Source organism: Streptomyces cyaneofuscatus, assembly GCF_000718135.1.
GTDB classification, from domain to species: domain Bacteria; phylum Actinomycetota; class Actinomycetes; order Streptomycetales; family Streptomycetaceae; genus Streptomyces; species Streptomyces cyaneofuscatus.
Genome location: NZ_JOEM01000001.1, coordinates 211768 through 237001, shown reverse-complemented (window position 1 = coordinate 237001; position 25234 = coordinate 211768). Strand labels below are relative to the sequence as shown.

The following is a 25234-nucleotide window of genomic DNA, read 5'->3' as shown; positions in this document are numbered from 1 at the left end:
AGGCAGGGGGCCGGGGCGCTCGAAGCGCCCCGGCCCTCAAGCCCATCCGCCCGTCCGGCCTGACCGACAAGGCACCCCCCGACCCCCGGAGCCCCTCATGGGACGTTATGTGATCCGGCGGCTGCTGCAGATGATCCCCGTCTTCTTCGGCACCACGCTGCTGATCTTCCTCATGGTGAACGTGATGGGCGACCCCATCGCGGGCCTCTGCGGCGACCGCCAGTGCGATCCGGCCACCGCCGCCCAGCTGCGCTCCGAGTTCGGCCTCGACAAGCCGGTCTGGCAGCAATACCTCACCTACATGGGGAACCTGTTCACCGGCGACTTCGGCACCGCGTTCAACGGGCAGAAGGTCACCGAGCTGATGGCCACCGCCTTCCCCATCACGATCCGGCTCACCATCGTCGCGATCGTCTTCGAGATCGTCATCGGCATCAGCCTCGGCGTCGTCACCGGCCTGCGGCGCGGCCGCCCCGTCGACACCACGGTCCTCATCCTGACCCTGGTCGTCATCGCCGTCCCGACCTTCGTCACCGGCCTGCTGCTCCAGCTCCTCCTCGGCGTCAAGTGGGGCATCATCAAGCCCTCGGTCTCCCCGGACCCCACCTTCGACGAACTCCTCGTCCCCGGCCTCGTCCTCGCCTCGGTCTCACTCGCCTACGTCACCCGGCTCACCCGGACCTCGATCGCCGAGAACGCCCGCGCCGACTACGTACGCACCGCCGTCGCCAAGGGCCTGCCCCGGCGCCGGGTCGTCGTCCGCCACCTGCTGCGCAACTCCCTGATCCCCGTCGTCACCTTCATCGGTACGGACGTGGGCGCCCTGATGGGCGGAGCCATCGTCACCGAGCGGATCTTCAACATTCACGGGGTCGGCTACCAGCTCTACCAGGGCATCCTGCGCCAGAACTCCCAGACCGTCGTCGGGTTCGTCACCATCCTGGTCCTCGTCTTCCTGGCGGCCAACCTGATCGTCGACCTCCTGTACGCCGTACTCGACCCGAGGATCCGCTATGCCTGAGCCGCAGACCCCGGACGAAGCGATCTCCCAGGCGGGCGCCGGCGGCGCGACGGACCTCGCCATGGAGGAGGGCACCAGCCTGGAGAAGACCCCGGGCGGGCCCGAGGGCACCGGACCGGCCGGAAAACCGCGCAGCCTCTGGTCGGACGCCTGGCGCGACCTGCGGCGCAACCCCGTCTTCATCATCTCCTCGCTGGTCATCCTCTTCCTGGTGATCATCTCGATCTGGCCCTCGCTGATCGCGAGCGGCGACCCGCTCCAGGCCAACCTGGACGACGCCCAGAAGGGCTCCGAGCCCGGCCACCCCTTCGGCTTCGACCCGCAGGGCCGCGACGTCTACACCCGGGTCGTCTACGGCACCCGCACCTCGGTCACCGTCGGCGTCTGCGCCACCCTCGGCGTCGCCCTCCTCGGCTCCCTGCTCGGCGGGCTCGCGGGCTTCTTCGGCGGCTGGTGGGACTCGATCCTCTCCCGCCTCACCGACGTCTTCTTCGGCATCCCCGTCGTCCTCGGCGGCCTGGTCTTCCTCTCCGTCGTCACCAGCTCCACCGTCTGGCCCGTCGTCGGCTTCATCATCCTGCTCGGCTGGCCGCAGATCGCCCGTATCGCCCGCGGCTCGGTGATCACCGCCAAACAGAACGACTACGTCCAGGCGGCCCGCGCGCTCGGCGCCTCCAACTCCCGGATGCTGCTGCGCCACATCACCCCGAACGCCATCGCGCCCGTCATCGTCGTGGCGACCATCGCGCTCGGTACGTACATCTCGCTGGAGGCGACCCTGTCCTTCCTCGGGGTCGGCCTGAAGGACCCGGCCGTCTCCTGGGGCATCGACATCTCCGCCGCCGCCAACTACATCCGCAACGCCCCGCACATGCTGCTCTGGCCCGCCGGGGCGCTGGCGATCACCGTGCTCGCCTTCATCATGCTCGGCGACGCGGTGCGCGACGCCCTCGACCCCAAGCTGCGCTGAGGAGCCGGTTGCCATGTTGCTCGAAGTGCGCGATCTGCACGTGGAGTTCCACACCCGCGAGGGTGTGGCCAAGGCCGTCAACGGGGTCAACTACTCGGTGGCCGAGGGTGAGACGCTCGCCGTCCTCGGCGAGTCCGGCTCCGGCAAGTCCGTCACCGCCCAGGCCGTCATGGGCATCCTCGACATGCCGCCCGGGAAGATCTCCGGCGGCGAGATCGTCTTCAAGGGCCAGGACCTGCTGAAGCTCAAGGGGGAGGAGCGGCGCAAGATCCGCGGCCAGGAGATGGCCATGATCTTCCAGGATGCGCTCTCCTCGCTGAACCCGGTCCTCACCGTGGGCGAACAGCTCGGCGAGATGTACGTCGTCCACCGCGGGATGTCCCGCAAGGACGCCCGGGCCAAGTCGGTCGAGCTGATGGACCGGGTGCGCATCCCGGCGGCGAAGGAGCGGGTCGGCCAGTATCCCCACCAGTTCTCCGGCGGTATGCGCCAGCGCATCATGATCGCCATGGCGCTGGCCCTGGAGCCGTCCCTGATCATCGCGGACGAGCCCACCACCGCCCTCGACGTCACCGTCCAGGCCCAGGTCATGGACCTGCTCGCCGAGCTCCAGCGCGAGCTGAACATGGGCCTCATCCTGATCACCCACGACCTCGGCGTCGTCGCGGACGTCGCCGACAAGATCGCGGTGATGTACGCGGGCCGGATCGTGGAGACCGCCCCCGTCCACGAGATCTACAAGGCGCCCGCCCACCCGTACACCAAGGGCCTCCTCCAGTCGATCCCGCGCCTGGACCAGAAGGGGCAGGAGCTGTACGCGATCAAGGGCCTGCCGCCCAACCTGCTGCACATCCCGCCCGGCTGCGCGTTCAACCCCCGCTGCCCGATGGCGCAGGACGTGTGCCGCACCGATGTGCCGCCGCTCTACGAGGTGGACGAACAGCGCCGGAGCGCCTGCCACTTCTGGAAGGAGACGCTCGATGGACGCTGACCGGACGGGGAACGCGGCCGGCTCGACCCTGCTGTCCAAGGCGGGGGAGGGCACACGGCCGTACGTCGAGGGCGAGCCGATCCTCGAAGTGCGGGATCTCGCCAAGCACTACCCGCTGACCCAGGGCATCCTCTTCAAGAAGCAGGTCGGCGCGGTCCGGGCCGTCGACGGCGTCGACTTCGACCTGCACGCGGGCGAGACGCTCGGCATCGTGGGCGAGTCCGGCTGCGGCAAGTCCACGGTCGCGCGCATGCTCGTCCACCTGGAGAGGCCCACCGCCGGGGCCATCCGCTACAAGGGCGAGGACATCGCGAAGCTCTCCGGCCGGGCCCTGAAGGCCGTACGCCGCAACATCCAGATGGTGTTCCAGGACCCCTACACCTCGCTGAACCCGCGCATGACGGTCGGCGACATCATCGGGGAGCCGTACGAGATCCACCCCGAGGTCGCTCCCAAGGGCAGCCGCCGGCAGCGGGTGCAGGACCTGCTGGACGTCGTCGGGCTCAACCCGGAGTACATCAACCGGTACCCGCACCAGTTCTCCGGCGGCCAGCGCCAGCGCATCGGGATCGCCCGCGGCCTCGCGCTCAACCCGGAGATCATCGTCGCCGACGAACCGGTCTCGGCACTCGACGTCTCCGTACAGGCCCAGGTCGTCAACCTGCTGGACCGGCTCCAGGCGGAGTTCAGCCTGAGCTTCGTCTTCATCGCCCACGACCTCTCCATCGTCCGGCACATCTCCGACCGGGTCGGCGTGATGTACCTCGGCCGGATCGTGGAGATCGGCTCCGACGCGGAGATCTACGACCACCCGACCCACCCGTACACGCAGGCGCTGCTCTCCGCCGTCCCGGTCCCGGACCCGGAGGCCCGCGCGCACCGGGAGCGGATCATCCTGCACGGCGATGTGCCCTCACCCGCCAACATCCCGTCGGGCTGCCGCTTCCGGACCCGCTGCTGGAAGGCGCAGGAGCGGTGCGAGCTGGAGGTGCCGCTGCTGGCGGTCCCGGCGGAGTTCCGGCTGGTGGACACCCCGGCCCGGCACGACTCGGCGTGCCACTTCGCGGAGGAGAAGCAGGTGGTGCCGCAGGAGGGCGAGCTGGGGACGCCGGGACGTACCCAGGGGCCGGATGTCGAGGCGCCCGGGACGACGACGCGTGGCCGGCGGGTGGAGGACGTGGGGGAGCCGGGGCCGGACGTGGGTAAGACGGGGGAGGAGCCGGGCGGGGCCGGGCCGGGCGCGGGTGGGCCTGGAAAGGGCCTGGGCGGGCCCGGGGAGGGCCTGGGCGGGCCGGAGGGGCCGCGGAAGGTCTGAGGCGCGGCCCCCGGGCCCGCTTGCTCTCCGGGGTCTCCGGGATCAGCTCTCGGCGGCGGCGCAGGGCTCGCGGACCTCGATGGACTTCACGGCCGGGCCGAGCGCCGAGAGCACGGCCGAGGCGTCGGTGGTCTCGTTGCGGAGCCGGACCTGGACGGCGGGGTCGCGGCCCTGGGTGGAGAACATCTTCGCGGTCCGGTCGTCCGCCGGCGGCTGGGCGACCCAGTCGACGCCGCCCTCGTCGAAGCAGTCACCACCGGCCTCGGGCTCGGGCATCCCGCAGTAGACGATGACGTCGCCGTCCCCCCAGGCGGCGGCGCCGGTCACATCCGATCTCTCCAGGTCGAAGCCGCCCAACTGGGCGGGGAGTTCGCCGGTGAGCGTGTCGCACGCCGGACTGCCCGAGAAGGGAGGTGTGGAGAGGTTGTAGCCGCCGCCACCGCAGCCGGCGAGGAGGGCCGTACAGGCGGTCAGGGCGGCGGCGAGGCGCAGCGGCCCATGGATGTTCCTGGTCAAGGTGTTCCCCCGTGCGGGTGATGTGGTGATCAGTGCAGAAACCTATCGCCCGGCACGCCCCGAACCACCGCCGGATCCGTTAACAGGCAGGCAACTTGACCGTCGTCACACCGATATACGGACGCCGCATGCTGGACAACGTACGGCCGTGCGGGTGCCGTGGACCGGCCGGGGCGTCGTCTTGTCGCCCCGGCCGGTTGGGGTCTCAGGCGCCGGTCAGCCCCAGCGACCGCTTGAGGAAGTCCACCTGGAGCAGCAGCAGGTTCTCCGCCACCTGCTCCTGGGGCGTCATGTGCGTCACCCCGCTCAGCGGCAGCACCTCGTGCGGCCGTCCGGCCGCCAGCAGCGCCGAGGAGAGCCGCAGCGCGTGCGCGACCACCACGTTGTCGTCCGCGAGCCCGTGCACGATCATCATCGGCCGCACCTGCTCGGCGGCCTCGGAGAGACCGTCGTCCGTGATCAGCGAGTTGTACGCGTACACCTCGGGCTGCTGGGCCGGGTCGCCGAGATAGCGCTCGGTGTAGTGGGTGTCGTAGAGCCGCTGGTCCGTCACCGGAGCCCCCACGACCGCCGCGTGGAAGACGTCGGGCCGCCGCAGCACGGCGAGCCCCGCCAGATAGCCGCCGAAGGACCAGCCGCGGATCGCCACCCGGGACAGGTCGAGCGGGAACCGGTCCGCCAGCCCGTGCAACGCCTCGACCTGGTCCTCCATGGTCAGCACCAGGTTGTCCCGTACGGCCTTCTCCCAGGCGGGCGAACGGCCCGGCGCGCCGCGCCCGTCCGCCACGATCACCGCGAAGCCCTGGTCGGCGAACCACTGCGAGGTGAGGTGCGCGTTGTGGGCGGCGACCACCCGGCGGCCGTGCGGTCCACCGTACGGATCCATCAGGACCGGAAGCGGACCGTCCGATTCCTGATAGTCCGACGGAAGCAGCACGGCGCACGGAATCCGCCGTGCGCCCCCCTCGGTGAGCGTGACCCGCGGAGCGATCGCCGGCTCCTGGGCGTGGCTCGCGATCCGGACCAGCCGCTTGCCGTCCCGGACGACCCAGGCGGCCGATCCGGGCTCGTCCAGGGTGGCCGAGACCAGTACGGTCAGGTCGCCCGAGCGGACGGCGGAGTGCACACCCACCCCTTCGGAAATCCGCTCGATTCCCAGCTCGTTGACCCGGTAGACATGGCTCTCGCCGGTCTCCGGCGCCGCCGCCTCCTCGCCCGCCACGGCGGAGACGAGGATGTCGGAGTCACCGATGTCCAGCACCGCCTGGATGTGCAACTGCGCCCCGGTCAGCGGCCGGTCGCCGACCGCCAGCACCCGCGCGCCGCCCTCGTCCGCGATCCGTACGAGCCGCCCGTCCGGCGCCCACGCGGGCACCCCGCCGAACAGATCCAGCCACACCGGGTCCTCGTCGACATGGACGATCCGGGTCTCACCGGACTCCGGGTCCACCGCCAGATACCGCTGGCTGCGCTGGTCACGGGCCTGCACGAGCAGCAGCGGAGCGCCCGCGGAGGACCAGTGCACCTGCGCCAGGTACGGGAATGCCGCCCGGTCCCAGACCACCTCCGTACGGGCCCCCTCCAGGTCCGTCACGAAGAGCCGCACCTCGGCGTTGGGCGTCCCGGCCGCCGGATAGGCCACCTCGGCCGGCTTGCGCTCCGGGTGCGCGGGATCGGCGATGAACCACCGCTGTACGGGGCTGTCATCGGCCCGCGCCACCAGCAGCCGGTCCGACTCCGGCGACCACCAGAAGCCCCGGAAGCGGTGCATCTCCTCGGCGGCGATGAACTCGGCCAGACCGTAGGTGACATGAGGGTCCTCCGGCTCCGCCAGCGCCCGGTCGTCCTCGCCCTCGGCGCCCACGACCCGCAGCGCGCCCTTGGAGACGTACGCGATGAGGCGCCCGTCGGGGGAGGGCCGCGGGTCGATCACCGGACCCGGCACCGGCAGCGCCCGCGCCGTACCGGCCCGCAGCTCGGCCACGTACACCTTTCCGGACAGGGCGAACGCGGCCAGCTCGGCCGCCGCGTCCACCGCGTAGGACACGATTCCGGCCGACCCCTCACGGGTCCGCTCGCGCCGGGCCCGCTCCTGCGGCGACAGCCGCTCAGCCGAACCGCCCAGCAGCGCCTCCGGATCGGCGACCAGCCGCTCCTCGCCGGAGGCCGGATCGAGCACCCACAGCCGGTTGGTCCGGTCGGTGCCCGAGGTCGAGCGCAGGAAGATCACCCGCGTCTCATCCGGTGAGACGGTGAAGGCGCGCGGTGCGCCGAGAGTGAACCGCTGGGTCCGTGCGTGCTGGCGGGGAAAGGACAGCTTCGGTGAGGTCATGGCCCCGAACTTAGCCCGACCGGCAAATGGAGGGCGGCGTCGCGGGGCTGGGCACGCGCATCTGCGGCGTTGTCGTCAATCACCATGGCTCCGCCATGCCTCAATCCTCCGCCTTGCAGCTGCACGCACCCAGCCCCGCTCCTTCTCCCACCCTCCATTTGCCGGTCGGTCTTAGCCTCGCGCAGCGGTCCGTGCGCCCCTCGTGCTGCTGTGCCCCGATCAATGCGTTGGCACGGATAGTTATGATCCGTAGCGCTCGGTGGGTAAGAACCCATCGGCTCTGGATATCCCCGTGTCCCCGTCCCGACCGTACTGATGGAGGTGAACCGCCGTGGCGCTCTCGATTTCGGCGGTGGTGCTGCTGGCGATCATCGTCTTCCTGCTGATCCGGAAATCCGGACTGAAGGGCGGACACGCGGTGGTCTGCATGCTGCTGGGGTTCTACATCGCGAGTTCGTCCGTGGCGCCGACCATCTCGGACCTGACGTCCAACGTGGCGGGGATGATCGGGAGCATCAAGTTCTGACCGTGTGTGCGCGCCTTCCGACCGCTTGTACCCGCTTTCCGGCCCGGTACGCCCGCCGTTGACGCGGTCGGCGGGGAGCGGGGGACACCGGGGTCCGCCGGGCTCGTAGGGTGGTCCCCATGAAGGACCTCCCCGCCCGCCGTCTGCTGCTGGTGCACGCGCACCCGGACGACGAGTCGATCAACAACGGCGCCACCATGGCCAGGTACGCGGCCGAGGGCGCCCACGTCACGCTGGTGACGTGCACGCTGGGCGAGGAGGGCGAGGTCATCCCGCCCGCCCTCGCCCACCTCGCCGCCGACCGCGACGACGTCCTCGGCCCCCACCGCGTGGGCGAGCTGGCGGCGGCGATGAAGGAGCTCGGCGTCACCGACCACCGCTTCCTCGGCGGCGCGGGCCGGTTCCGGGACTCCGGGATGATGGGCACCGAGCAGAACGAGCGCCCCGGCGCCTTCTGGGCCACCCCGGTGGACGAGGCGGCCGCCCCCCTCGTGGAGGTCATCCGGGAGGTCCGCCCCCAGGTCCTGGTCACCTACGACCCCGACGGCGGCTACGGCCACCCCGACCACATCCAGGCCCACCGGGTCGCGATGCGCGCCGCCGACCTGGCCGCCGACCCGGCGTACGGGACCGGCGCCCCGCACACCATCGCCAAGATCTACTGGAACCGGGTGGAGCGGACCGTCCTGGAGGCCGCCTTCGACCACCTGCGCACCACGGCACCGGACACCTTCCCGGGCATCGCGGCGGTGGACGACGTCCCGGGCGTGGTCGACGGCGACGAGATCACCGCGGAGATCGACGGCTCGGCGTACGCCGCGGCGAAGGCGGCGGCGATGCGCGCCCACGCGACCCAGATCGCGGTGGACGGCGAGGACGCCTTCTTCGCCCTCTCCAACGACCTGGGCCAGCCGCTGCTGACGGCGGAGTGCTACCAGCTGGTGCGGGGCGTCCCGGGGGCCGGCGGGGGAGTGCGGGAGGACGACCTGTTCGCGGGGTTGCCGGAGGCGGGGCCGGATGCCGTACGGGACGGGGCTTCCGGTTCCGCTTCGGGCGCCGGGCCGGATTCCGCATCGGAGGCGGGCGCATGAGCACGAACCCCGGCAAGGGCCGTGACCGCGCCCGGGCGCCGCGCACCGACGGGCCACGCGCCGGCGCACGCGGTAAGGCCTCCGGCACTGCCTCCAGCAGCAACGCACCACGTACCAACGCCCCGCCCCGGGTGCCCGAGTCCACCGGCTTCACCGCGCGGCCGAACCCGGCCCGGATCGCGGCCTACTTCGGGCTCGCGGTGCTCGGCGCCCTCGTCGCGCTCGCCGGGACGCTCATCCAAGCGGCCTGGTTCCCGGGCGGGTTGATCATCGCGCTGGCCGGGTCGGCGGGCCTCTTCTACGGCGGCCGGATCCTGACCGGCACCCAGATCGGCGCACTCGCGCCCGCGGTCGGCTGGTTCATCACCGTGTTCCTCCTGCTGTCCGGCCGGCCGGAAGGCGACTACGTCTTCGGCGACGAACTCGGCCTGGTGCTCTTCATGCTCGGCGGAACCGCCGTCGCTGTGATGTGCGCCACCACCTCCAAAGTGCCGCAATCAGCCACCCGTAACGGCCGGTCCGGTATCTGAAGTGCTAAGTCCGCGCCCGGAATGCCCCCCACAGGTGTGATGCCGAGGTGGAGGTTTCTCCCGGTCGCGGAGTGTCCTACGGCGGCGGCCAGTATGGTGGTGCGCGCGCCGAGCCGTCCCCTGGCCTGCGGCATGGGGGAAGTACGGGCGGCGGAGCCAATCGGGAGAACCTGCTTTGAGTCGTGAAACTGACAGTTCGTCCTCCGGGCCCCAGGGGCGCGGTGGAGCCGCGTACCCGTCGGGTACGCCGCCGTACGGATCCCGCCAGTATTCGTCGCCGGCCGGCTCGGACGAGACCCCGGAATCCGTCGATCCGCCCCGGCCCGAAGAGCCGAAGACCGAGACGACGCTGACGACGCGCATCCGGATCAACATCCCCGGGTCGCGTCCCATCCCGCCGGTCGTGATGCGTACGCCGATGGCCGAGAGCGACATCGCCACCGGCCGCCCCGACGCGGAGCGCACCGGCAGCACTCCGCGCCCCGGCACGCCACCGTCCGCGCCGTCGGGCCTGACGGCCGGCGCGTCGGCCGGAACCGGTGCGTCCGGCGGCCCGGCCTCCCCGCCTCCCGCGCAGCCCCGGGACGGCGGCAGCTCCACCGAGCCGTCCTCCGCCTCCGCGGACGAGCCGGCCAAGGCGAAGAGCGGCAGCGACTGGTTCGCCCCGCGCAAGAGCCCGGCACCGGCGCCCGCACCCGCTTCCGGTACGGGCGGTGCGCCGGGTTCCGGTGGGGCGCCCGGTGCGGGTTCGGCCGGCCCGGGTGGCGGGTCCGACGACGCCGGCCGGCCGCGTCCCGACCTGCCGTACTTCTCGGACGCCGCGCCGCGCCCCGGTGACGGCCCCGGCCCTTCCGGTTCCGGTTTCCCCGGCCCCGGAGGCTCCGGCAGCGCCCTGGACGGCTACAGCACGGAGCCCCCCGGCGCGGGCCCGCGCTCCACGCCCGACTCCGGGATCCGTACGCCCGGTACGCCCGGCCCGTCCGGCCCCACGACGGGCCCGGTCACCGGCACCTCGGCCCTGACCCCCAACCTCGACGGCGTCCCCGGACTCGGCGGCCCCGGCTCGATGGTCCCGGGCGCCCCCGGCGGCGTACCGCCCCGGCTCTCCGACGACACCGCGATCCTGACGCCGCAGTCCCCGGCGCCCGACTCCGGCCCCGGCGGTCATGTCTCGGGCGACACGCTGACCAGCGGCATCCCCGTGGTGCCCAGTGAGCCCCGCTCGACGTTCCCGGGCAGGCCGGGCGGCCCGGGCGGCCCCGGCGGCCCGTTCCCGGCCGGTCCCTTCCCCGGCGGCCCGGGCGGCCCGGGTGCCTCCGGCGGCTCCGGTGATCCGTTCGCCGGCGGCCCCGACGGACCCGGCGGCCCGGGTGCGCCCGTGCCCGGCCGCTCCGCCGCGCGCCCCGCGCCGACGCCTCCCGCACCCGCCCCCGCGAAGAAGGGCCGCTCCAAGCTGGTCCTCCTCGGCGTGGCCGCGATCGTGCTGCTCGGCATCGCCTACGGCGCCGGGCTCCTGCTGAACCACTCCGAGGTCCCCAAGGGCACCACGGTGCTCGGCGTCGACATCGGCGGCGGCACGAAGGAGGAGGCGGTCACCAAGCTGGAGGCCGCTCTCGGCGAGCGTTCCCAGGCGCCGCTGACGCTGTCGGTGGACGGCAAGGAGCAGAAGCTGGACCCGGCAAAGGCCGGTCTGGTCCTGGACAGCCAGGAGACCGTGCGCGGCGCCGCGGGCAGCGACTACAACCCGGTCTCCGTGATCGGCTCGCTGTTCGGCGGGGCGCGCACGGCCGACCCGGTGATCCCGGTCGACGAGGAGAAGCTCGGCGTCGCGCTGACCGATCTGGCGGGTGTTGCCGGTTCGTCCCAGGACGGCACGGTCCGGTTCGAGCCGAACAAGGCGGTCGCGGTGCCGGGCAAGCCCGGCAAGACCCTCGACGTCGGCCAGTCGCTGATCTCCGTCCGCGACGCCTACCGTGCCCAGGTGCAGACCGGTCAGGCGCGGGTGGTCGAACTGCCCGTCGCCACCCGGGAGCCCACCATCACCCAGGCCGAACTGACCCGGGCGATGAAGGAGTTCGCGGAGCCCGCGATGTCCGACCTGATCACCATCAAGGCGGGCCCGAAGCAGATCCAGTTCGGCCCGGCGCGTTCGCTGCCGCAGATCCTCTCCATGAAGGCCGTCGACGGCCGGCTGGTCGACGTCTACGACAAGGAAGCGATCAACACCCTCCTGGACGGTGTCTTCGACGGCATCGAGGCGGTCAAGGCCGACGGCACGAAGCACCAGGTCGACGCCGACGACGTGGCCCAGGCGATGAAGACGGCGCTGACCGGCAAGACCCCGGCGGAGCGCACGGTCACCATCAACCTGACCGGCGAGGGCTGAGCCTCCCGGCCATGAACACCCTCGACGGCCCCCGCCCGGACACCCCGGGCGGGGGCCGCGGCCGTTCCTCGCCGACGCCAGCGAGGGGTTCACCCCCGCCGACATCAAGCAGGCCGCCCGGACCGTCGCCCAGGCCGTCTTCGAGCGCACCCTCGACACCGGGACCCGGGCGCAGCCCACCACCGAGGACTTCCTGCGCACCATCAGCCGCACCCGGCCCACCGTCACCAAGTTCGCCGATCACACCATCCGGTACGGACGGACCTGAGGGCACGGGGGGAGGCGCGGCGGAGCGGGGCCCGGCGCTCATCAGCAGCCGGACCCCGCTCCCGTACATGTCCCGCACAGGTCCCGCGATTACGGGAAGTTCACCACCTGCGAGGGGGTGGTCTCCGTGCCGGACGTCGGGGATCCGGTCTCGTTGATCACGTGCTCGTACTGGCCGTTGCCGCCCAGCGAGACCACGATCAGGCTGTGGAACTTCACTCCGGGCTTCACCGGTGCCTTGAAGCCGTGCCCCTGCACGATGGGTGTTCGACGAACAGCCCGGTCGCCAGCACGTCGTCACCGTTGACGCGGACGCCGTAGTCGGCCCGGTTGGTCTCCCAGCCCCAGCCCTCGCCGTGGTCCGCGCGCCACACCCAGGTGTGGTCGATGATCACGTCGTCGCTGTTGACGACGATGCTCGTGGTCGCCTTGCCGGGGCCCGCGCCGCCGATCCGTACGAACACGTCCTGGAGCGAGGTGGGGTCGGCCGCGTGGTCGGCCGAGGCGTTCTCCGGGCCGACCTCGATCAGCGTCTCGGAGTTCACCGGGCCCGCGTCGACCAGGAGGCCCGCGAGCTTCACACCGGATACGTCACCGACCTTGATCGCCGTCACCCCGTTGTCCGGGATGATCGTCGCGAGGCCGATGCCGAGGGCCACCGTGTCGGGGCGGTCGATGTTGATGGTCTCGTCGATGTGGTAGACGCCGGGTGTGAAGAGCAGGTGCAGGCCTTGTTCCACGGCCGCGTTGATGGTGGCGGCGTCCGCCCCCTCCTTCACCACGTAGAACTGGTCCAGCGGGATCGACTCGCCCGCCGGCGTGCCGTTCGCCCAGGACGTGCCGCGGGCGTTCTCCCGCTTCTCCGGGACAAAGACCTTGTAGTCGGCACCGTCGAGGTAGAGGAAGGGCTTCTCGCGGGAGATGGGGGTGGTGTCGAGCGTCGTGTACGGCGGCTCCGGGAAGCTGTTGGCCGGGGCGCCCTCGACGCCGGAGAACGTCATGTTCCAGACGCCGTTGCCCCAGCCGCCCACCGAGCTGTCGCGGGTGTACCACTGCTGCTGGGAGTACGGCCCGACCTGGCCGTCGATCCTGCTGTCCGCGATGTAGCCGCCGCTGGCCCAGCCGTACCCGTCGGGCGCCAGGTTCAGCCCGCCCTTGACGTGCATCCGGCGGAAGGGCGCGGCCTGGGAGACCGCCCAGCGGTTGGTGCCGGAGACCGGGTTCAGCGTCAGGTTCTCCGCCGAGCGCCAGAAGTTCTGCGTGGCGTTCCCGTCGAACCAGCCCGCGTCGACCGTCACATCGCCGTTGAACGTGGTGTCGTTCGGGTTGAGCCCGAGGCCCGCGATCGAGGTGTAGAACCCGATCTGCGCGTTGATGTTGTCGTACGTGCCCGGCTTGAACAGCAGCGCGTAGCGGTCGAGGCCGAACTGCGCGGACTCCTGCTTCTTGAAGATCTCGTCGACCTTGCCCTGGATGTCGGGCGTGGACGGGTCGAAGACGTGGACGTTGGGTCCGAGGTCACCGCCGCCGGGGACGGCGGCCTGGACCTTTCTGTCCTTCTGGGACTCTTCGCCGAACGCTGTCTGGGCGGTGGGGACGGCCATGAGCAGTGATACGGCGAGCGCGGCGAACCCGAGAGCTCTGGAGCGGCGGTGCCTGCGGGGTGCGGAGCGCGGTGCGGTGGGGGGAGCATGCATGAAGGTACGTCTCCTGGGTCGTGGTACGCGTGCACGACGGACGGGCGGGAGAGCGCCTGTGGGGAGAATGCGAGAGAGCGCTCTCTCGTTACGGTGATGTTTCCCCGGTGGGCCTGTACGCGTCAAGAGTTGTGCGTGATGCGTCTCGCGCGAGGGGCCTGTTTCGCAACAACTGACGTCAGCGGTGCGGCGATTGACCGATTTCGCGGGCAGTTGGGGCGCTCGTTGACTTCATGAACTGATGTCCCGCGTGGGTGCCGTGGCCCCGGCGGCGCGGTGCCGGACGAGCGGGTGTCCGGCGCAGGGGGGACCATGGGGCCATGAGCTCGCCCGACGCCGGTCCGCCGCGCCCGTCCCGAGACGAGCGCCCGCCCCGCGATGAGCGCCCGTCTCCTGACGCCGGCCGGCGGATCAAGGTCTGGTTCCGCTTCGTCCCGCGCGAGGACTGGCTGCCGTACGAGACCGAGGGGCTGTGGGCGACCCGGCTGAGCGCCGACACCGCCCGGGTCGACAACGTGCCCTTCCTCCAGGACGGGGTCGCCGAGGGCGAGACCGTACGGTTCACGACCGACGCGGACGGGGTGCACTGGTCCACCGGACGGGTGGCCGACTCGGGGAACTGCACGGTACGGGTGCTGCCCCTGCCGGACGGTCCGCTCGGGCGGGACGCCCGCGCCGTGCACGAGCGGCTCGCTCCGTTCGGGCTGGGTGGCGAGGTCTTCAGCGCGGACTTCCCGCTGGTCGCGTTCACCGTGCCGGGCGGTGCGGACCTCCGGGCGATCAAGGAGCTGCTCGTCCGGGGCGAGGAGGAGGGGTGGTGGCACTTCGAGGTCTCGTGCGCCACGGAGGCTTGGCGGGCGGCTTAGGGGCCCGGGGTCGTGGACCCGGCTCGGTCCGGCCCGGTCCACGACTCCGGCTTTACGGTTACGAAGCCCCCGGCCCCGCCTCCGTCCCCTCGCCGATCTTCCGGATCACCCGGGCCGGATTGCCCACCGCGACCACGTTCGCCGGCAGGTCCTTCGCGACCACCGCGCCCGCCCCGACCACCGTGTTCTCCCCGATGGACACCCCCGGGCAGACGATCGCCCCGCCGCCCAGCCACACGTTGTCCCCGATCGTGATCGGCTGCGCGGCCTCCCACTTGGCGCGGCGCGGTTCCGGGTCGATGGGGTGGGTCGGGGTGAGGAGCTGGACGTTCGGGCCCATCTGGACGTCGGCGCCGATCGTGATGCGGGCGACGTCCAGGAACACCGCCCCGAAGTTCACGAACGTGCGCGGGCCCACCGTGGTCCGGTGCCCGTAGTCCACCCGCAGCGGCGGGCGGATCTCGGCGCCCTCGCCCAGCTCGCCCAGCAGCTCGGCCAGCGCGGCGCGGCGGGCCTCGGGGTCGCCGGCCGACGTGGCGTTGAAGCGCTCGTTCAGCAGCGCCGAGCGCAGGGCGTCCGCCGCGATCTCCGGGTCGTCGGCGAGGTAGAGCTCGCCCGCGAGCATGGCCTCGCGCTGGCTGCGCGGCGTCTTCTTCGCTGCGTTCTCGGGGGAGTTGGGGGTGTCCTGGCTGGTCACGAGGTCGTCGTCTCCTTCGTTTCCTTCGTACGGGGTGGTGCGTCGGGTGTTCCGTCGGGTGATCCGTCCCCCTGCAGTCTGCCTGCCGCCTCCGGCCCGCGTCCCGCCCGCAGCCCCGGCGCCAGGGCCACCGTCACCGCCAGCGAGAGCACCGCGACCGCCGCCATCCCGGTCCCGGGCGAGGTCAGCTGGGCGACGGACCCCGCGAGGGCCGCGCCCACGCCCTGCATCGCCAGCATCCCCGAGGAGCTCAGCCCCAGCGCGTGCCCGCTCAGCTCCTCCGGTGTCAGGGCCATCAGCCGTTCCTGGAGCAGCAGGCTCGCGCTGAACCCGACGCTCGCCAGCACCACCGCGACCACCGCCGCCGGCACCCCGGGGTCCAGGGCGAACAGCAGGTACGGGGCGGCCAGCAGCAGCCGCAGCGGAGCGCCGAGCCGGGCGCGCCACCGCCCCGGTACGAACCGGCCCACCAGCGTGTCCCCGGCCAGCATCCCCAGGGCCCCGCAGGCGAAGAGGAGCCCCGCGTGCCCGGGCGCGTAGGCGATGTAGAGGGACTCGCATCCCACCACCAGCCCGTTGGGCACCCACAGGGCGAGGTAGACGGAGCGGCGGGGTGCGGACGACCAGAGGAGCGCGTTGGTCCGCCAGGTCTCCCGGACCGAGGCCCGGCCGGTGGCGCGGGGCGGCCGGGCGGTGAGCCCGAAGCGGGCGAGGGCGGCCGCGACGACGTACAGCCCCGCCCCCACCAGCAGCGTGCCGCGTGCCGAGAGCGCGGTCACCAGCACCCCGCCCACCGCGAACCCGGCGATCTGCATGGTGCCGACGGACATGTTGAGCACCGAGCGGCCGAGCAGGAAGCCGTGCCGGGGCAGGATCTCGTTGAGCAGCCCGTACCGCACCCCGCCGCCCAGCGAGGAGGCCACCCCGAGGGTCAGCAGGACCGCGAAGGCGGCCCACAGCGGCAGCCCGGGGACGGCCTGTACGCCGGTGCCGAGCGCGAACAGCAGCGCCAGGCCGGTCAGCGTGGCGCGCGGCGGCAGCCGGTCCGCCGCCGACAGCAGCGTGAGCGCCCCGGCGACCTGCGCCAGGGACGGGCCGAACATGGCCAGCGCCGACAGCAGCGGTGAGCCGGTCGAGGCGTACACGAGGGTGCCGAGGGCGAGGCCGGTCGCGGTCTGCGCCGCCACCTGCACGGAGACGGTCGTGAAGAAGGGGAGGAACTCCGGGGTGCGGAAGAGTTCGCGGTAGGTGCGCATCAGCGGAGTGTGCGGGGGCGCTCTCCGGGCTCGTTACTCTTTCGCGAGCAGGCGAAACATCACTCTTTCGCGGGCAGGCGAAACACCGAGGATCCGGGGGCGGGCCGTGGGCTGGTGGCAGATCAGCACGGACACCCTCGCCACCAGCCGCTTCGTCGTCTCGCCGCTGGCCGAGACGGTGGCGAGCCTGCGCACCCTGGAGCGGGCCGTCGCCGCGCATCCGCGCGAGCGCGCCTGGCTGGAGCGGTGGCTGCCCGCCTACCGGCGCCGGCAGTCCGAGGAGCCGCTCTCCGCCCGGATCGTCCGCGCCGCCCTCACCCCCCGCTGGAGCGCCGACTTCCTCACCCCCGCCCCCGTGCCCCCGCCCGCCGGACAGGAGCCGGACACCTTCGCCCAGGAGCTGGCGCGGGTCCGGGCGACCCCGCCCGAGCGGGCCCGCGCCGAGCTCGCCGTGGCGCTGCGCCGGCCGCTGCCCGCCGCGCTGGACCGGGACGACCTGGCGGGGCGCAGCGCCGATGTCCTGGAGTGGGTGTGGACGCGTGCCGTGGAGCCGGAGTGGCCCGCCCGGCGCCGGGTCCTGGAGGCCGATGTGATCGCCCGGGCCGCCCAGTTGAGCCGGGGCGGCTGGGCGCAGGCGCTCGACGGGATGCGGCCGGGGATGCGGTGGCTGGGGGAGAGCCGGCTCCAGATCAACACGTACGACAACCCGCCGCGCGAACTGGGCGGCGCCCAGCTGGTGTTCACCCCCGTCACCGCCGACGTGGGCTGGGTCTGCTGGGACATCCCGCACCGCTACGGCGTCGTCTACCCGTGCGCGGGCGTGCTCGCCGACACCGGGCGTGCCCCCGTACCGCAGGCGCTCGGCGCGCTGATCGGCCCGGCGCGGGCGGGCGTCCTGGTCCTGCTGGCCTCGCCGCTCAACACGACCCAGCTCGTGGCGCTGACCGGCCAGGGGCTGGGGTCCGTCGGGCGCCACCTGCGGGTTCTGCTGGACGCGGGACTGGTGCGCCGCCGCAGGGACGGACGGTCCGTGCTCTATTTCCGTACCGCCGCGGGGGACGGGCTGGTGCGCGCGGCAGGCTGATTCCGTACCTGGACGGGGACGGGCTGTTGTGCGCCGCGGGCCGAACACGCCCCGCGCGCGCCCCTGCCCGCACCAGGGAAATCACCGATCGGCGGTGCGGTCCGCATGGATCGCGCGCATGTATGAGTCATGACATCGGTGACTATTGGCGATGCTCATCGTTGTGACAATTTCTCTCTCGCCAGCAACGACCGAGCGGGGGGAATGTCGTGAATCCGGAGTACGCCGCGTACTGCCAGGCGGACCGCCGCTTCTACGACGCCCCCCACCGCTCCCTTCAGGACGGCGCTGAGGAGGGTTCGTTCTACGCACCGGTCCGGGGCGCCGCCCCCCAGGGGTGGACCCGCTCCCGGCGCGGTGACTGGCTCTCCTTCAGTCCGGACGGGCTCCGGCTGCCGGCCCAGGGCTGGAAGATCCACATATCGGCCGCCGCCGACAACGCCGCGTCCGTGCTGGAGCGGGTCGCCGGACACTGTCTGGACCACCGGCTGCCCTTCAAGTGCGTACCGTCGCCCGGCCTGTTGAACCTGCGGAACGCCAAGTACGCGGACCGGGCGGGGAGCGGCAAGTTCATCACCGTCTACCCGCACTCCGAGGACACGTTCCCCGAGGTGTGCGCCGCGCTGATGAAGCTGCTGGAGGGCGAGCACGGCCCGTACATCCTCAGCGATCTGCGCTGCGGGAACGGTCCGGTGCACACCCGGTACGGGGCGTTCGCCGCCCGCTTCTGTACGGGCCCCGACGGGCGGCCCGTGCCCGCCGTCGCCGACCCGCAGGGGCGCCTGGTCCCCGACGACCGGGGCCCGGCCTTCCGGATACCCGCCTGGGTGACGCCGCCCGACTTCCTGCGCCCGCACCTCGAAGCCCGCGCCGCCGTCGGCCTCGGCGATGTGCCGTACACCGTCGAGAAGGCGCTGCACTTCTCCAACGGCGGCGGGGTCTACCTCGGCCGCGACACCCGTACCGGCGAGCAGGTCGTCCTGAAGGAGGCCCGCCCCTACGCCGGGCTCGCCGCCGACGGGGCCGACGCCGTGGCCCGGCTGGAGCGGGAGCGGGCCGCGCTGGAGCAGCTGGCCGGACTCGACTGCGTACCGGCCGTGCACGACGCGTTCGAGGTCGGCGGCCACCACTTCCTCGTCCTCCAGTACCTTCCGGGCACCACCCTCAACACCGTCTTCGCCCGCCGCTTCCCGCTCGCCCGGCAGAACCCGGCCCCCGAACTGCTCGCCGAACACGCGGCATGGGCCGAGGAGTTGTACGGAAAGGTCGAGCGCGCCGTCGGGGCCGTCCACGGCCGTGGCATCGTCATCAGCGACCTGCACATGAGCAACGTCATGGTCGACGAGGAGACCTCCCGGATCTTCCTCCTCGACTTCGAGGCCGCCTCCCCAGCCGGTGACCGGCGCCGCCAGATCGTCGCCAACCCGGCCTTCGTGGCCCCGTCCGACCGGCGCGGCACCGAGATCGACCGGTACGCGCTGGCCTGTCTGCGGCTCGCCCTGTATCTGCCGCTCACCACGCTGTTCGGCATCGACCGCTCGAAGGCCGCCGGTCTCGCCCGCGAGATCGCCCGCGTCTTCCCGGTGGCGGAGGAGAGCCTGCGGCCGGCGGTGGAGGAGATCCGGCGGGGGTCGGAGGAGATCCGGCGGGGTGCGGAACCGCTTGCCGCCCCGGTGCCCGATCCCGGTGACTGGCCGGAGAGCCGCGCCGCGATGGCCCGCGCCATCGCCGCCTCCTGTACGCCCGACCGCGAGGACCGATGTTTCCCGGGCGACATCGCCCAGTTCGCCACGGCGACCGGCGGCCAGTCCTTCGCCTACGGGGCGGCCGGCGTGCTCTACGCCCTGCACGAGACCGGCGCCCCGCGCTGCGAGCCGGCCGAGGAATGGCTGCTGCGGCAGGCCAAGGCCCCGGCCTCCGGCTCCCCCCTCGGCTTCTACGACGGCCTCACCGGCATCGCCTGGACGCTCCACAGGACCGGCCGCACCGCCGAGGCCGCCGACCTCATCCGGATCGTCCTCGACCAGCCCCTGGAGGGCCTGACACCGGGCCTGCACAGCGGGTACGCCGGTATCGGCCTCGCCCTCGACGACCTGGCCCGCACCGCCTCCGCCACCGAAGCCCCGGCGCTCGCCGCAGCCGCGGGCCGGGCCACCGCCCTCGCCGTACGCGCCCTGGTCGACGGCCCGCCGTCACCCCGCACCGGCTTCCTGCACGGTGCGACCGGCGTCGCCCTGCTGCTGGTCCGCCGGTACGAGACCACCGGCGACCCCGCCCTCCTCGACCTGGCGGCCGCCGCGCTGCGGCGCGACCTGGACCGGTGCCGGGCGGGCGACGACGGCGAACTCCTCGTCGTCGAGGGCAAGCGGCTGATGCCCTACCTCGGAGCGGGCAGCGCCGGCATCGCGGCCGTCATCGACGCCTACCTGGCCCACCGCCCCGATCCCGACCTGGAGGCCAAGGGCCGCGCCCTGCTCCCGGCCGCGCTCTCCGCCTTCTACGTCCAGCCCGGACTGCTGCGCGGCTCGGCCGGACTCCTCATGCACCTGGCGGCCACGCCCCTGTGCGACGAGGAGACCCGGCAGCGGGCCGTCCGTCTCCACACCCGCCTCCTGGCCGGCCACGCACTCGCGTACGAGGGCGGACTCGCCTTCGCCGGTGAGCAGTTGATGCGGATGTCGATGGACCTGGCCACCGGGACCGCCGGCTGCCTGCTCGCCCTGGGCGGCGCGCTGGACACCGCGCCGGGCCCGCCCACCACACTTCCCTTCCTCGCCGCCGCTCCACGGGCGGCGCACCCCGGCCGCGCGAGCGGCCCCACGGACCGGCTCCTTCAGGAGTCGTAGCACCACAACCGCTCAACACCCAGCCGGAGCAACGGGTTCCGGTTACCGTCCCAGAAAGGAAACACCATCATGGCGCTTCTTGACCTTCAGGCGATGGAGACCCCGGCCGAGGAGAACTTCGGCGAGCTCGCCACGGGCAGCCAGGTCTCGCTGCTGGTCTGTGAGTTCAGCTCGCTGAGCGTGGTCCTCTGCACCCCGTGACGCCTCGCCGCCCGCTCCGCCGGTGACCGTACCGGCGGACCGGGCGGCCCGTCCGCCGGTCCCGCGCGGTTCGTCCGCCCGGGACCGGCGGCGTCCGTACGTCCGCCCGGAACCCGGGCGTCCGTACCTCCGTACGCGAACGACCCTCCGTACGCGAACGACCCTGCGTACGCGAACGCCCCTCTGTACGCGATCGACGCGGGTCCGGAAAGGGAGACCACGTGCGGACCGACCGCCGCGAGCCGAAAGGCAGGAACACGTGCGGCTGAAACCCCGCCCCCCGACCGCAGCCGGCACCCGGCGGCTCGCCCGCCGCCACCCCGCCGCCCTCCTGGCCCTGTTCCTCTGCTCCACCGGCGGCGCGCTCGCCGCCCTCGCCCTGCCCGCCGCCCTCGGCCACACCGTCGACGGGCTCATCGACGACGGGCCCGTGCCCTGGTCCGGGCTGCTGCTCTGCGCCGTACTGACCCTCGCCGAGACCGGGTTCGACGCCGGCGCGGCCGTCCTCGGCACCAGCACCACCGCCCGGCTCACCGCCCACCTGCGCACCCGCACCACCGCCCGGGTCCTGGCCGCCGAACCGCGCGACGCCCTCGCCGTACCGACCGGCGACCTCACCGCCCGGCTCACCGCCCGCACCGCAGACGCGGCGGCCGCACCCGTCACCGCCGCCGGAGCCGTCGCGGGCGTCCTGCTGCCGCTCGGCGCGGTCACCGGCCTCTTCCTCATCGACCCGTGGACAGCGGCCGCGTTCCTGCTCGGCGCGCCCCTCCTCGTCGCCCTCCTGCACACCTTCACCCGCCGCACCGCCGACGCCGGGGCCGACTACCAGCGCGCCCAGTCCGTCATCGCCCACCGCCTCACCGAGGCCCTCGACGGCGCCGACACCATCCGCGCCGCCCGCACCGGAGCCCGCGAGTACCGCCGCATCCTCGAACCGCTCGGCACCCTGGCCGACCACGGCCGCCGCACCTGGACCGTGTACGGGCGGGCCGCCGGCCAGAGCGCCCTCCTGCTGCCCCTCCTCATGCTGCTGGTCCTCGCGGTCGCCGGACTCCGGCTCCACGCGGGCGCGATCGGCGTCGGCGACCTCGTCGCCGCCTCCCGGTACGCGGCCCTCGCCGTCGGCATCGGCGCCCTCACCGGAGCCCTCGGCGCCCTCGCCCGCAGCCGCGCCGCCGCCCGCACCCTGGACCCGCTCCTCACCCTGGACCCGCTGCCGCACGAAGGCCTCGGCCCGCTCCCCGGCGGCCCCGGCCACCTCGAACTCCGGGACGTGGGCGTCGTACAGGACGGGCAGCCGCTCCTCACCGGCGTACGCCTGACCGTCCCCGGCGGCACGTCACTCGCCGTCGTCGGCCGCTCGGGCTCGGGCAAGTCGGTGTTCGCATCGGTGGCCGGACGGCTGCTCGACCCGGACACCGGGACCGTCCTGCTGGACGGCGTCCCGCTCACCGCGATGGACCCCGCCCTCCTGCGCCCCGAGGTCGCCTACGCCTTCGCCCGCCCCGCCCTGCCCGGCACCACGGTCGAGGACACGATCGCCTTCGGGCCGTGGACCGCGGACCCCGAGGCGGTACGGGCCGCCGCCCGGGCCGCCCGCGCCGACGGGTTCATCGGGCTCCTCCCGTACGGCTACGCCACCCCGCTCACCGACGCCCCGCTCTCCGGCGGCGAACGGCAACGCCTGGGCCTGGCCCGCGCGTTCGCCCACCCCGGCCGCCTGCTGATCCTGGACGACGCGCTCTCCGGCCTCGACACCGTCACCGAGCACCACGTCCGCCGCGCCCTCGACGAGCGGGCCGGGCGCTGCACCCGGGTGATCGTGGCCCACCGGCTCTCCTCGGCCGCCCGCGCGGACCGGGTCCTCTGGCTGGAGGACGGCCGGGTCCGGGCGACGGGGCCGCACGAGGAGCTCTGGACGGATCCGGAGTACCGGGCGGTGTTCCGTACGGAGGCGGCGGAGGTGGCGGAGACGGGGGCGCTTCCCCCGGCCCGTACGGAGGTGGAGGCCCGGTGAAAGCACCCCGCACGGCCCGCCGCGACGGCGCCCTCACCCGCGTCACGCACGACGCCCGCCCCTTCCTCCGCGCCCGCACCGGAACCGTCCTGCGGCTGGCCGGCTGGTCCCTGCTGGAGTTCGTCCAGACCTTCCTGGGCGGATTCGGCGTCGCCAGGGCGCTGGACCACGGCTTCCTCGCCGGACGCCCGCTCACCGGCCTCCTCTGGCTGGCCGTCGCCGCCGTCGCCGTACTCCCCGCCCAGCTCGCCACCCGCGGGGTCTTCGGACGCCTCGCGGACCTGGTGGAGCCGCTGCGCGACGGACTCGTGCGGCGCGCCGTCTCCCGCGCGCTGTCCGGCGCCCTCGCGCACCCCGCCGGCACCACCGCCCGCTCCCTCTCCCAGGTCACCCATCAGAGTGAGATCGCCCGGGACGGCTGGGCCGGACTCGTCCTGACGCTGCGGTCGTTCGTATTCACGGTGGCCGGGGCGGTGGCGGGGCTGCTGGCCCTGGAGCCGAGGCTCCTGCTGATCGTCCTGCCCCCGCTGATCCTGGGCGCCGCCCTCTTCCTGGCCACCCTGCTGCCGATGGCCGCCCGCCAGCGCGACTACCTCACCGCCGACGAGGCGTACGCGGCCCACGCGGGCAAGGCCGCCGCCGATCTGCGGGACCTCGCCGCCGCCGGGGCCGCCGACCGCACGGTGGCGGACTCCCGGGACCTGGCCGACGACCAGGTCCGCGCGGCCCGTTCACTGGCCCGCTGGTCCGGCGTACGGGTGGTGGCCCTGGCGGTCTGCGGCCGCTTCCCGCCCCTGCTGCTGCTCCTCGGCGCTCCCTGGCTGCTCCGCAACGGCCTCACACCCGGCGCCCTGGTGGGCGCGCTGACGTATCTCACCCAGGCGCTCGCCCCGGCGGTCCAGGCGCTGATGACCATGCTCTCCACGGTCGGCGGCCGCCTGCTGGTGGTCCTGGACCGCTTCACGGACGCGCCGCCGCCACCGGCCGAGGACGAGAGCGGCAGCCAGGGACCACCCCCGCGGGACCACGCCCTTGTCGCCGAACTCCGCGCCGTCACCTTCGCGTACGGGCCCGCCGCGCACCCCGTCCTGGACCGGCTCTCCCTCTCTGTCGCCCCCGGCGAGCACCTGGTCGTCGTCGGGCCGAGCGGCAGCGGCAAATCGACGCTCGCCGCCGTCCTCGCCGGGGTGGAGGCGCCCACCGGAGGCACGGTGCTGTGGCGCGGGCGGCCGGTGCGCGGGGCCGACGCCACCTCCGTACGCGTCCTGCTGCCCCAGCACGCCTACGTGTTCACCGGCTCGCTGCGCGACAACCTCCGCTACCTCCGCCCCGACGCGAGCGACCGGTCCATCGCCACCATGATCGACGCGCTCGGCCTGGACCCCCTGCTCTCCCGGCTCGGATCGCTCGACGCGACCCTGGAACCGGACCGGCTCTCGCAGGGGGAGCGCCAGTTGGTCGCCCTCGGCCGCGCCTACCTGGCGGCCCCGCCCCTCACCGTCCTCGACGAGGCGACCAGCCGCCTCGATCCGGCCGCCGAGACCCGCGCCGAACGCGCCTTCGCCGCGCTGCCCGGCGCCCTGGTGGTCGTCGCCCACCGCCTCAGCTCGGCCCGACGCGCCGACCGGATCCTGGTGATGGACGGCCCCCGCACCCGCTGCGGCACCTCCGCCGAGCTGCTGCGCACCTCGGCCCTCTACCGGGACCTGGCCGGACTCTGGGAACCGGATGAGGAGCCCCACCGTGAGAACGGTGAACCGGACCAGGAGCCCCACAAGAGCGGCCGTGGGAACGGGGTCATATCCACCCCGCCTCCTTCGCTCTTCTGATCGCATCGACCCGATTGCGCGCCCCCGACTTCCGAATGGCGGCGGCGAGGTAATTGCGCACCGTCCCCGGCGTCAGATGCAGCCGCTGCGCGATTCCGGAGACGGTTTCCCCGCCCTCGGCAAGGGAGAGCACACTCAATTCCCTGGGAGATAAGGGCATGTCGGCCACCTGTAACAGGCTGAAGGCAAGTGACTCGTCGATATGCCGCCCGCCGTCGGCCAGTTTGTGCATGACTTCGGAGAGGTCGTCCACCGGCCGGTACTTGTCGATATAGCCGCGGGCGCCCGCCTCGTAGGCCCGGCGCAGCCCGCGCGGCCGGTCGCTGCGGGTGAGAACCGCCAGCGGACAGCCCCTGCCGTGCGGTTCGGCCAGCGACCTCACCTCCTCCAGGACGTCCAGCGCGTCCGGACAGTCGAGGTCGGTGAGCAGCACATCCGGTCCTGGTCCCGGCCCGATGCCGGCGAGCGCCGAACGTATCGCGCCCCGGTCGGCGGTCGTCACGTCTATTCCCTGCCCCGCACCGAGCAGGGAGGCCAGCGAAGCGCGCCACAGCGGCACGGTGTGGACCAGCAGAACGGTTGTCATCAAGCTGCCCTCGGCATTTCTCTCCTGGCGCGCGCACTACAGGCGTATCGCAGAATGCGATGGTGTGTGCGCGTCGGGTGACGGGTCTCCAGTGGAGCGCATGAGCATTCGGGTACGCCGACGAATTGGCGGATTCCCGTGCCTGATGGGCGCGGATGGGGGCGTTCGGATGTACAGCGGGAGCGCACGGCCTGGCGGAATGGCCGG

The 25234-nt window shown here is 73.0% G+C and carries 19 protein-coding genes and 1 pseudogene; 14 read left to right on the top strand and 6 right to left on the bottom strand.

Going from position 1 to position 25234, the window contains the following annotated elements:
* The first annotated feature begins 97 nt into the window (after positions 1 to 97).
* Genes IF17_RS0101160 through IF17_RS0101145 form a run of 4 tightly spaced genes read left to right on the top strand, consistent with a single transcriptional unit; the run spans position 98 to position 4297 of the window.
* Positions 98 to 1021 carry an ABC transporter permease gene (locus IF17_RS0101160; RefSeq protein WP_018490251.1) on the top strand — a complete coding sequence of 308 codons (924 nt, stop codon included), beginning with the start codon at positions 98 to 100 and terminating at the stop codon, positions 1019 to 1021.
* Positions 1014 to 1991, top strand: a complete 978-nt coding sequence (locus tag IF17_RS0101155; protein WP_018510181.1) for an ABC transporter permease — start codon at positions 1014 to 1016, stop codon at positions 1989 to 1991. Before IF17_RS0101160 ends, IF17_RS0101155 begins: the two co-directional genes overlap by 8 nt.
* 13 nt (positions 1992 to 2004) lie before the next feature.
* The gene (locus tag IF17_RS0101150; protein WP_030561194.1) at positions 2005 to 2982 is read left to right on the top strand and encodes an ABC transporter ATP-binding protein; all 978 of its coding nucleotides are present in this window, start codon (positions 2005 to 2007) and stop codon (positions 2980 to 2982) included.
* Positions 2972 to 4297, top strand: a complete 1326-nt coding sequence (locus tag IF17_RS0101145) for an ABC transporter ATP-binding protein (protein ID WP_244890399.1) — start codon at positions 2972 to 2974, stop codon at positions 4295 to 4297. The genes IF17_RS0101150 and IF17_RS0101145 overlap by 11 nt, the downstream gene beginning before the upstream one ends.
* Positions 4298 to 4339: 42 nt before the next feature.
* Here the strand turns inward: IF17_RS0101145 and IF17_RS0101140 are convergent, their stop codons facing one another.
* Positions 4340 to 4813, bottom strand: coding sequence for a DUF3515 family protein (locus IF17_RS0101140; RefSeq protein ID WP_030561190.1), 474 nt, complete (start codon positions 4811 to 4813; stop codon positions 4340 to 4342).
* A 205-nt stretch (positions 4814 to 5018) separates the two neighbouring features.
* A complete protein-coding gene (locus IF17_RS0101135) occupies positions 5019 to 7145 on the bottom strand; it encodes a S9 family peptidase (protein ID WP_030561188.1) in 2127 nt (708 codons plus the stop codon).
* A 331-nt stretch (positions 7146 to 7476) separates the two neighbouring features.
* Here IF17_RS0101135 and IF17_RS0101130 point away from each other — a divergent pair, with 331 nt between their 5' ends.
* From IF17_RS0101130 to IF17_RS0101115, 4 genes are all read left to right on the top strand, one after another.
* Positions 7477 to 7671, top strand: a complete 195-nt coding sequence (locus tag IF17_RS0101130; RefSeq protein ID WP_015611142.1) for a hypothetical protein — start codon at positions 7477 to 7479, stop codon at positions 7669 to 7671.
* A gap of 119 nt (positions 7672 to 7790) precedes the next feature.
* Positions 7791 to 8762: an N-acetyl-1-D-myo-inositol-2-amino-2-deoxy-alpha-D-glucopyranoside deacetylase gene (gene mshB, locus IF17_RS0101125; protein WP_030561186.1), complete on the top strand. Its 972-nt coding sequence runs from the start codon at positions 7791 to 7793 to the stop codon at positions 8760 to 8762.
* The gene (locus IF17_RS0101120) at positions 8759 to 9292 is read left to right on the top strand and encodes a DUF6113 family protein (protein WP_030561184.1); all 534 of its coding nucleotides are present in this window, start codon (positions 8759 to 8761) and stop codon (positions 9290 to 9292) included. The genes mshB and IF17_RS0101120 overlap by 4 nt, the downstream gene beginning before the upstream one ends.
* 175 nt (positions 9293 to 9467) lie before the next feature.
* The gene (locus tag IF17_RS0101115; RefSeq protein WP_032771578.1) at positions 9468 to 11678 is read left to right on the top strand and encodes a hypothetical protein; all 2211 of its coding nucleotides are present in this window, start codon (positions 9468 to 9470) and stop codon (positions 11676 to 11678) included.
* A 357-nt stretch (positions 11679 to 12035) separates the two neighbouring features.
* Here IF17_RS0101115 and IF17_RS01000000136050 read toward each other — a convergent pair.
* Positions 12036 to 13642: pseudogene (locus IF17_RS01000000136050) on the bottom strand (coagulation factor 5/8 type domain-containing protein).
* A gap of 320 nt (positions 13643 to 13962) precedes the next feature.
* Here IF17_RS01000000136050 and IF17_RS0101105 point away from each other — a divergent pair.
* On the top strand, positions 13963 to 14508 hold the full coding sequence (locus IF17_RS0101105) for a DUF4265 domain-containing protein (protein WP_030561180.1): 546 nt from the start codon (positions 13963 to 13965) through the stop codon (positions 14506 to 14508).
* 58 nt (positions 14509 to 14566) lie between these two features.
* Here the strand turns inward: IF17_RS0101105 and IF17_RS0101100 are convergent, their stop codons facing one another.
* On the bottom strand, positions 14567 to 15133 hold the full coding sequence (locus IF17_RS0101100) for a sugar O-acetyltransferase (RefSeq protein WP_032771689.1): 567 nt from the start codon (positions 15131 to 15133) through the stop codon (positions 14567 to 14569).
* 68 nt (positions 15134 to 15201) lie between these two features.
* Positions 15202 to 16461, bottom strand: coding sequence for an MFS transporter (locus IF17_RS0101095; RefSeq protein WP_030561176.1), 1260 nt, complete (start codon positions 16459 to 16461; stop codon positions 15202 to 15204).
* A gap of 106 nt (positions 16462 to 16567) precedes the next feature.
* Here IF17_RS0101095 and IF17_RS0101090 point away from each other — a divergent pair, with 106 nt between their 5' ends.
* The 5 genes from IF17_RS0101090 to IF17_RS0101070 all read left to right on the top strand — a co-directional run bounded on the left by IF17_RS0101090 (position 16568) and on the right by IF17_RS0101070 (position 24441).
* Positions 16568 to 17545 carry an ArsR/SmtB family transcription factor gene (locus IF17_RS0101090; protein WP_030561175.1) on the top strand — a complete coding sequence of 326 codons (978 nt, stop codon included), beginning with the start codon at positions 16568 to 16570 and terminating at the stop codon, positions 17543 to 17545.
* Between the two features lie 209 nt (positions 17546 to 17754).
* Entirely contained in the window at positions 17755 to 20391 is a 2637-nt protein-coding gene (lanKC, locus tag IF17_RS0101085; RefSeq protein WP_030561173.1) for a class III lanthionine synthetase LanKC, read from the top strand.
* A 69-nt stretch (positions 20392 to 20460) separates the two neighbouring features.
* Positions 20461 to 20592 (top strand): SapB/AmfS family lanthipeptide, encoded by a 132-nt coding sequence (locus IF17_RS0101080; protein WP_030561171.1) that lies wholly within the window; start codon positions 20461 to 20463, stop codon positions 20590 to 20592.
* 259 nt (positions 20593 to 20851) lie between these two features.
* On the top strand, positions 20852 to 22612 hold the full coding sequence (locus IF17_RS0101075) for an ATP-binding cassette domain-containing protein (RefSeq protein WP_030561169.1): 1761 nt from the start codon (positions 20852 to 20854) through the stop codon (positions 22610 to 22612).
* A complete protein-coding gene (locus IF17_RS0101070; protein WP_030561167.1) occupies positions 22609 to 24441 on the top strand; it encodes an ATP-binding cassette domain-containing protein in 1833 nt (610 codons plus the stop codon). Before IF17_RS0101075 ends, IF17_RS0101070 begins: the two co-directional genes overlap by 4 nt.
* Here IF17_RS0101070 and IF17_RS0101065 read toward each other — a convergent pair.
* Complete coding sequence (locus IF17_RS0101065) at positions 24410 to 25027, bottom strand: response regulator transcription factor (RefSeq protein WP_030561164.1); 618 nt, start codon at positions 25025 to 25027, stop codon at positions 24410 to 24412. The two genes, IF17_RS0101070 and IF17_RS0101065, sit on opposite strands and share 32 nt — an antisense overlap.
* Positions 25028 to 25234: the final 207 nt, after the last annotated feature.

Bases quoted from the DNA above. Each gene is read 5' to 3' on its own strand.
- IF17_RS0101160 (WP_018490251.1), top strand. From the start codon at position 98: ATGGGACGTTATGTGATCCGGCGGCTGCTGCAGATGATCCCCGTCTTC.
- IF17_RS0101155 (WP_018510181.1), top strand. From the start codon at position 1,014: ATGCCTGAGCCGCAGACCCCGGACGAAGCGATCTCCCAGGCGGGCGCC.
- IF17_RS0101150 (WP_030561194.1), top strand. From the start codon at position 2,005: ATGTTGCTCGAAGTGCGCGATCTGCACGTGGAGTTCCACACCCGCGAG.
- IF17_RS0101145 (WP_244890399.1), top strand. From the start codon at position 2,972: ATGGACGCTGACCGGACGGGGAACGCGGCCGGCTCGACCCTGCTGTCC.
- IF17_RS0101135 (WP_030561188.1), bottom strand. From the start codon at position 7,145: ATGACCTCACCGAAGCTGTCCTTTCCCCGCCAGCACGCACGGACCCAG.
- mshB (WP_030561186.1), top strand. From the start codon at position 7,791: ATGAAGGACCTCCCCGCCCGCCGTCTGCTGCTGGTGCACGCGCACCCG.
- IF17_RS0101120 (WP_030561184.1), top strand. From the start codon at position 8,759: ATGAGCACGAACCCCGGCAAGGGCCGTGACCGCGCCCGGGCGCCGCGC.
- IF17_RS0101105 (WP_030561180.1), top strand. From the start codon at position 13,963: ATGAGCTCGCCCGACGCCGGTCCGCCGCGCCCGTCCCGAGACGAGCGC.
- IF17_RS0101100 (WP_032771689.1), bottom strand. From the start codon at position 15,133: ATGCTCGCGGGCGAGCTCTACCTCGCCGACGACCCGGAGATCGCGGCG.
- IF17_RS0101095 (WP_030561176.1), bottom strand. From the start codon at position 16,461: ATGCGCACCTACCGCGAACTCTTCCGCACCCCGGAGTTCCTCCCCTTC.
- IF17_RS0101080 (WP_030561171.1), top strand. From the start codon at position 20,461: ATGGCGCTTCTTGACCTTCAGGCGATGGAGACCCCGGCCGAGGAGAAC.
- IF17_RS0101065 (WP_030561164.1), bottom strand. From the start codon at position 25,027: ATGACAACCGTTCTGCTGGTCCACACCGTGCCGCTGTGGCGCGCTTCG.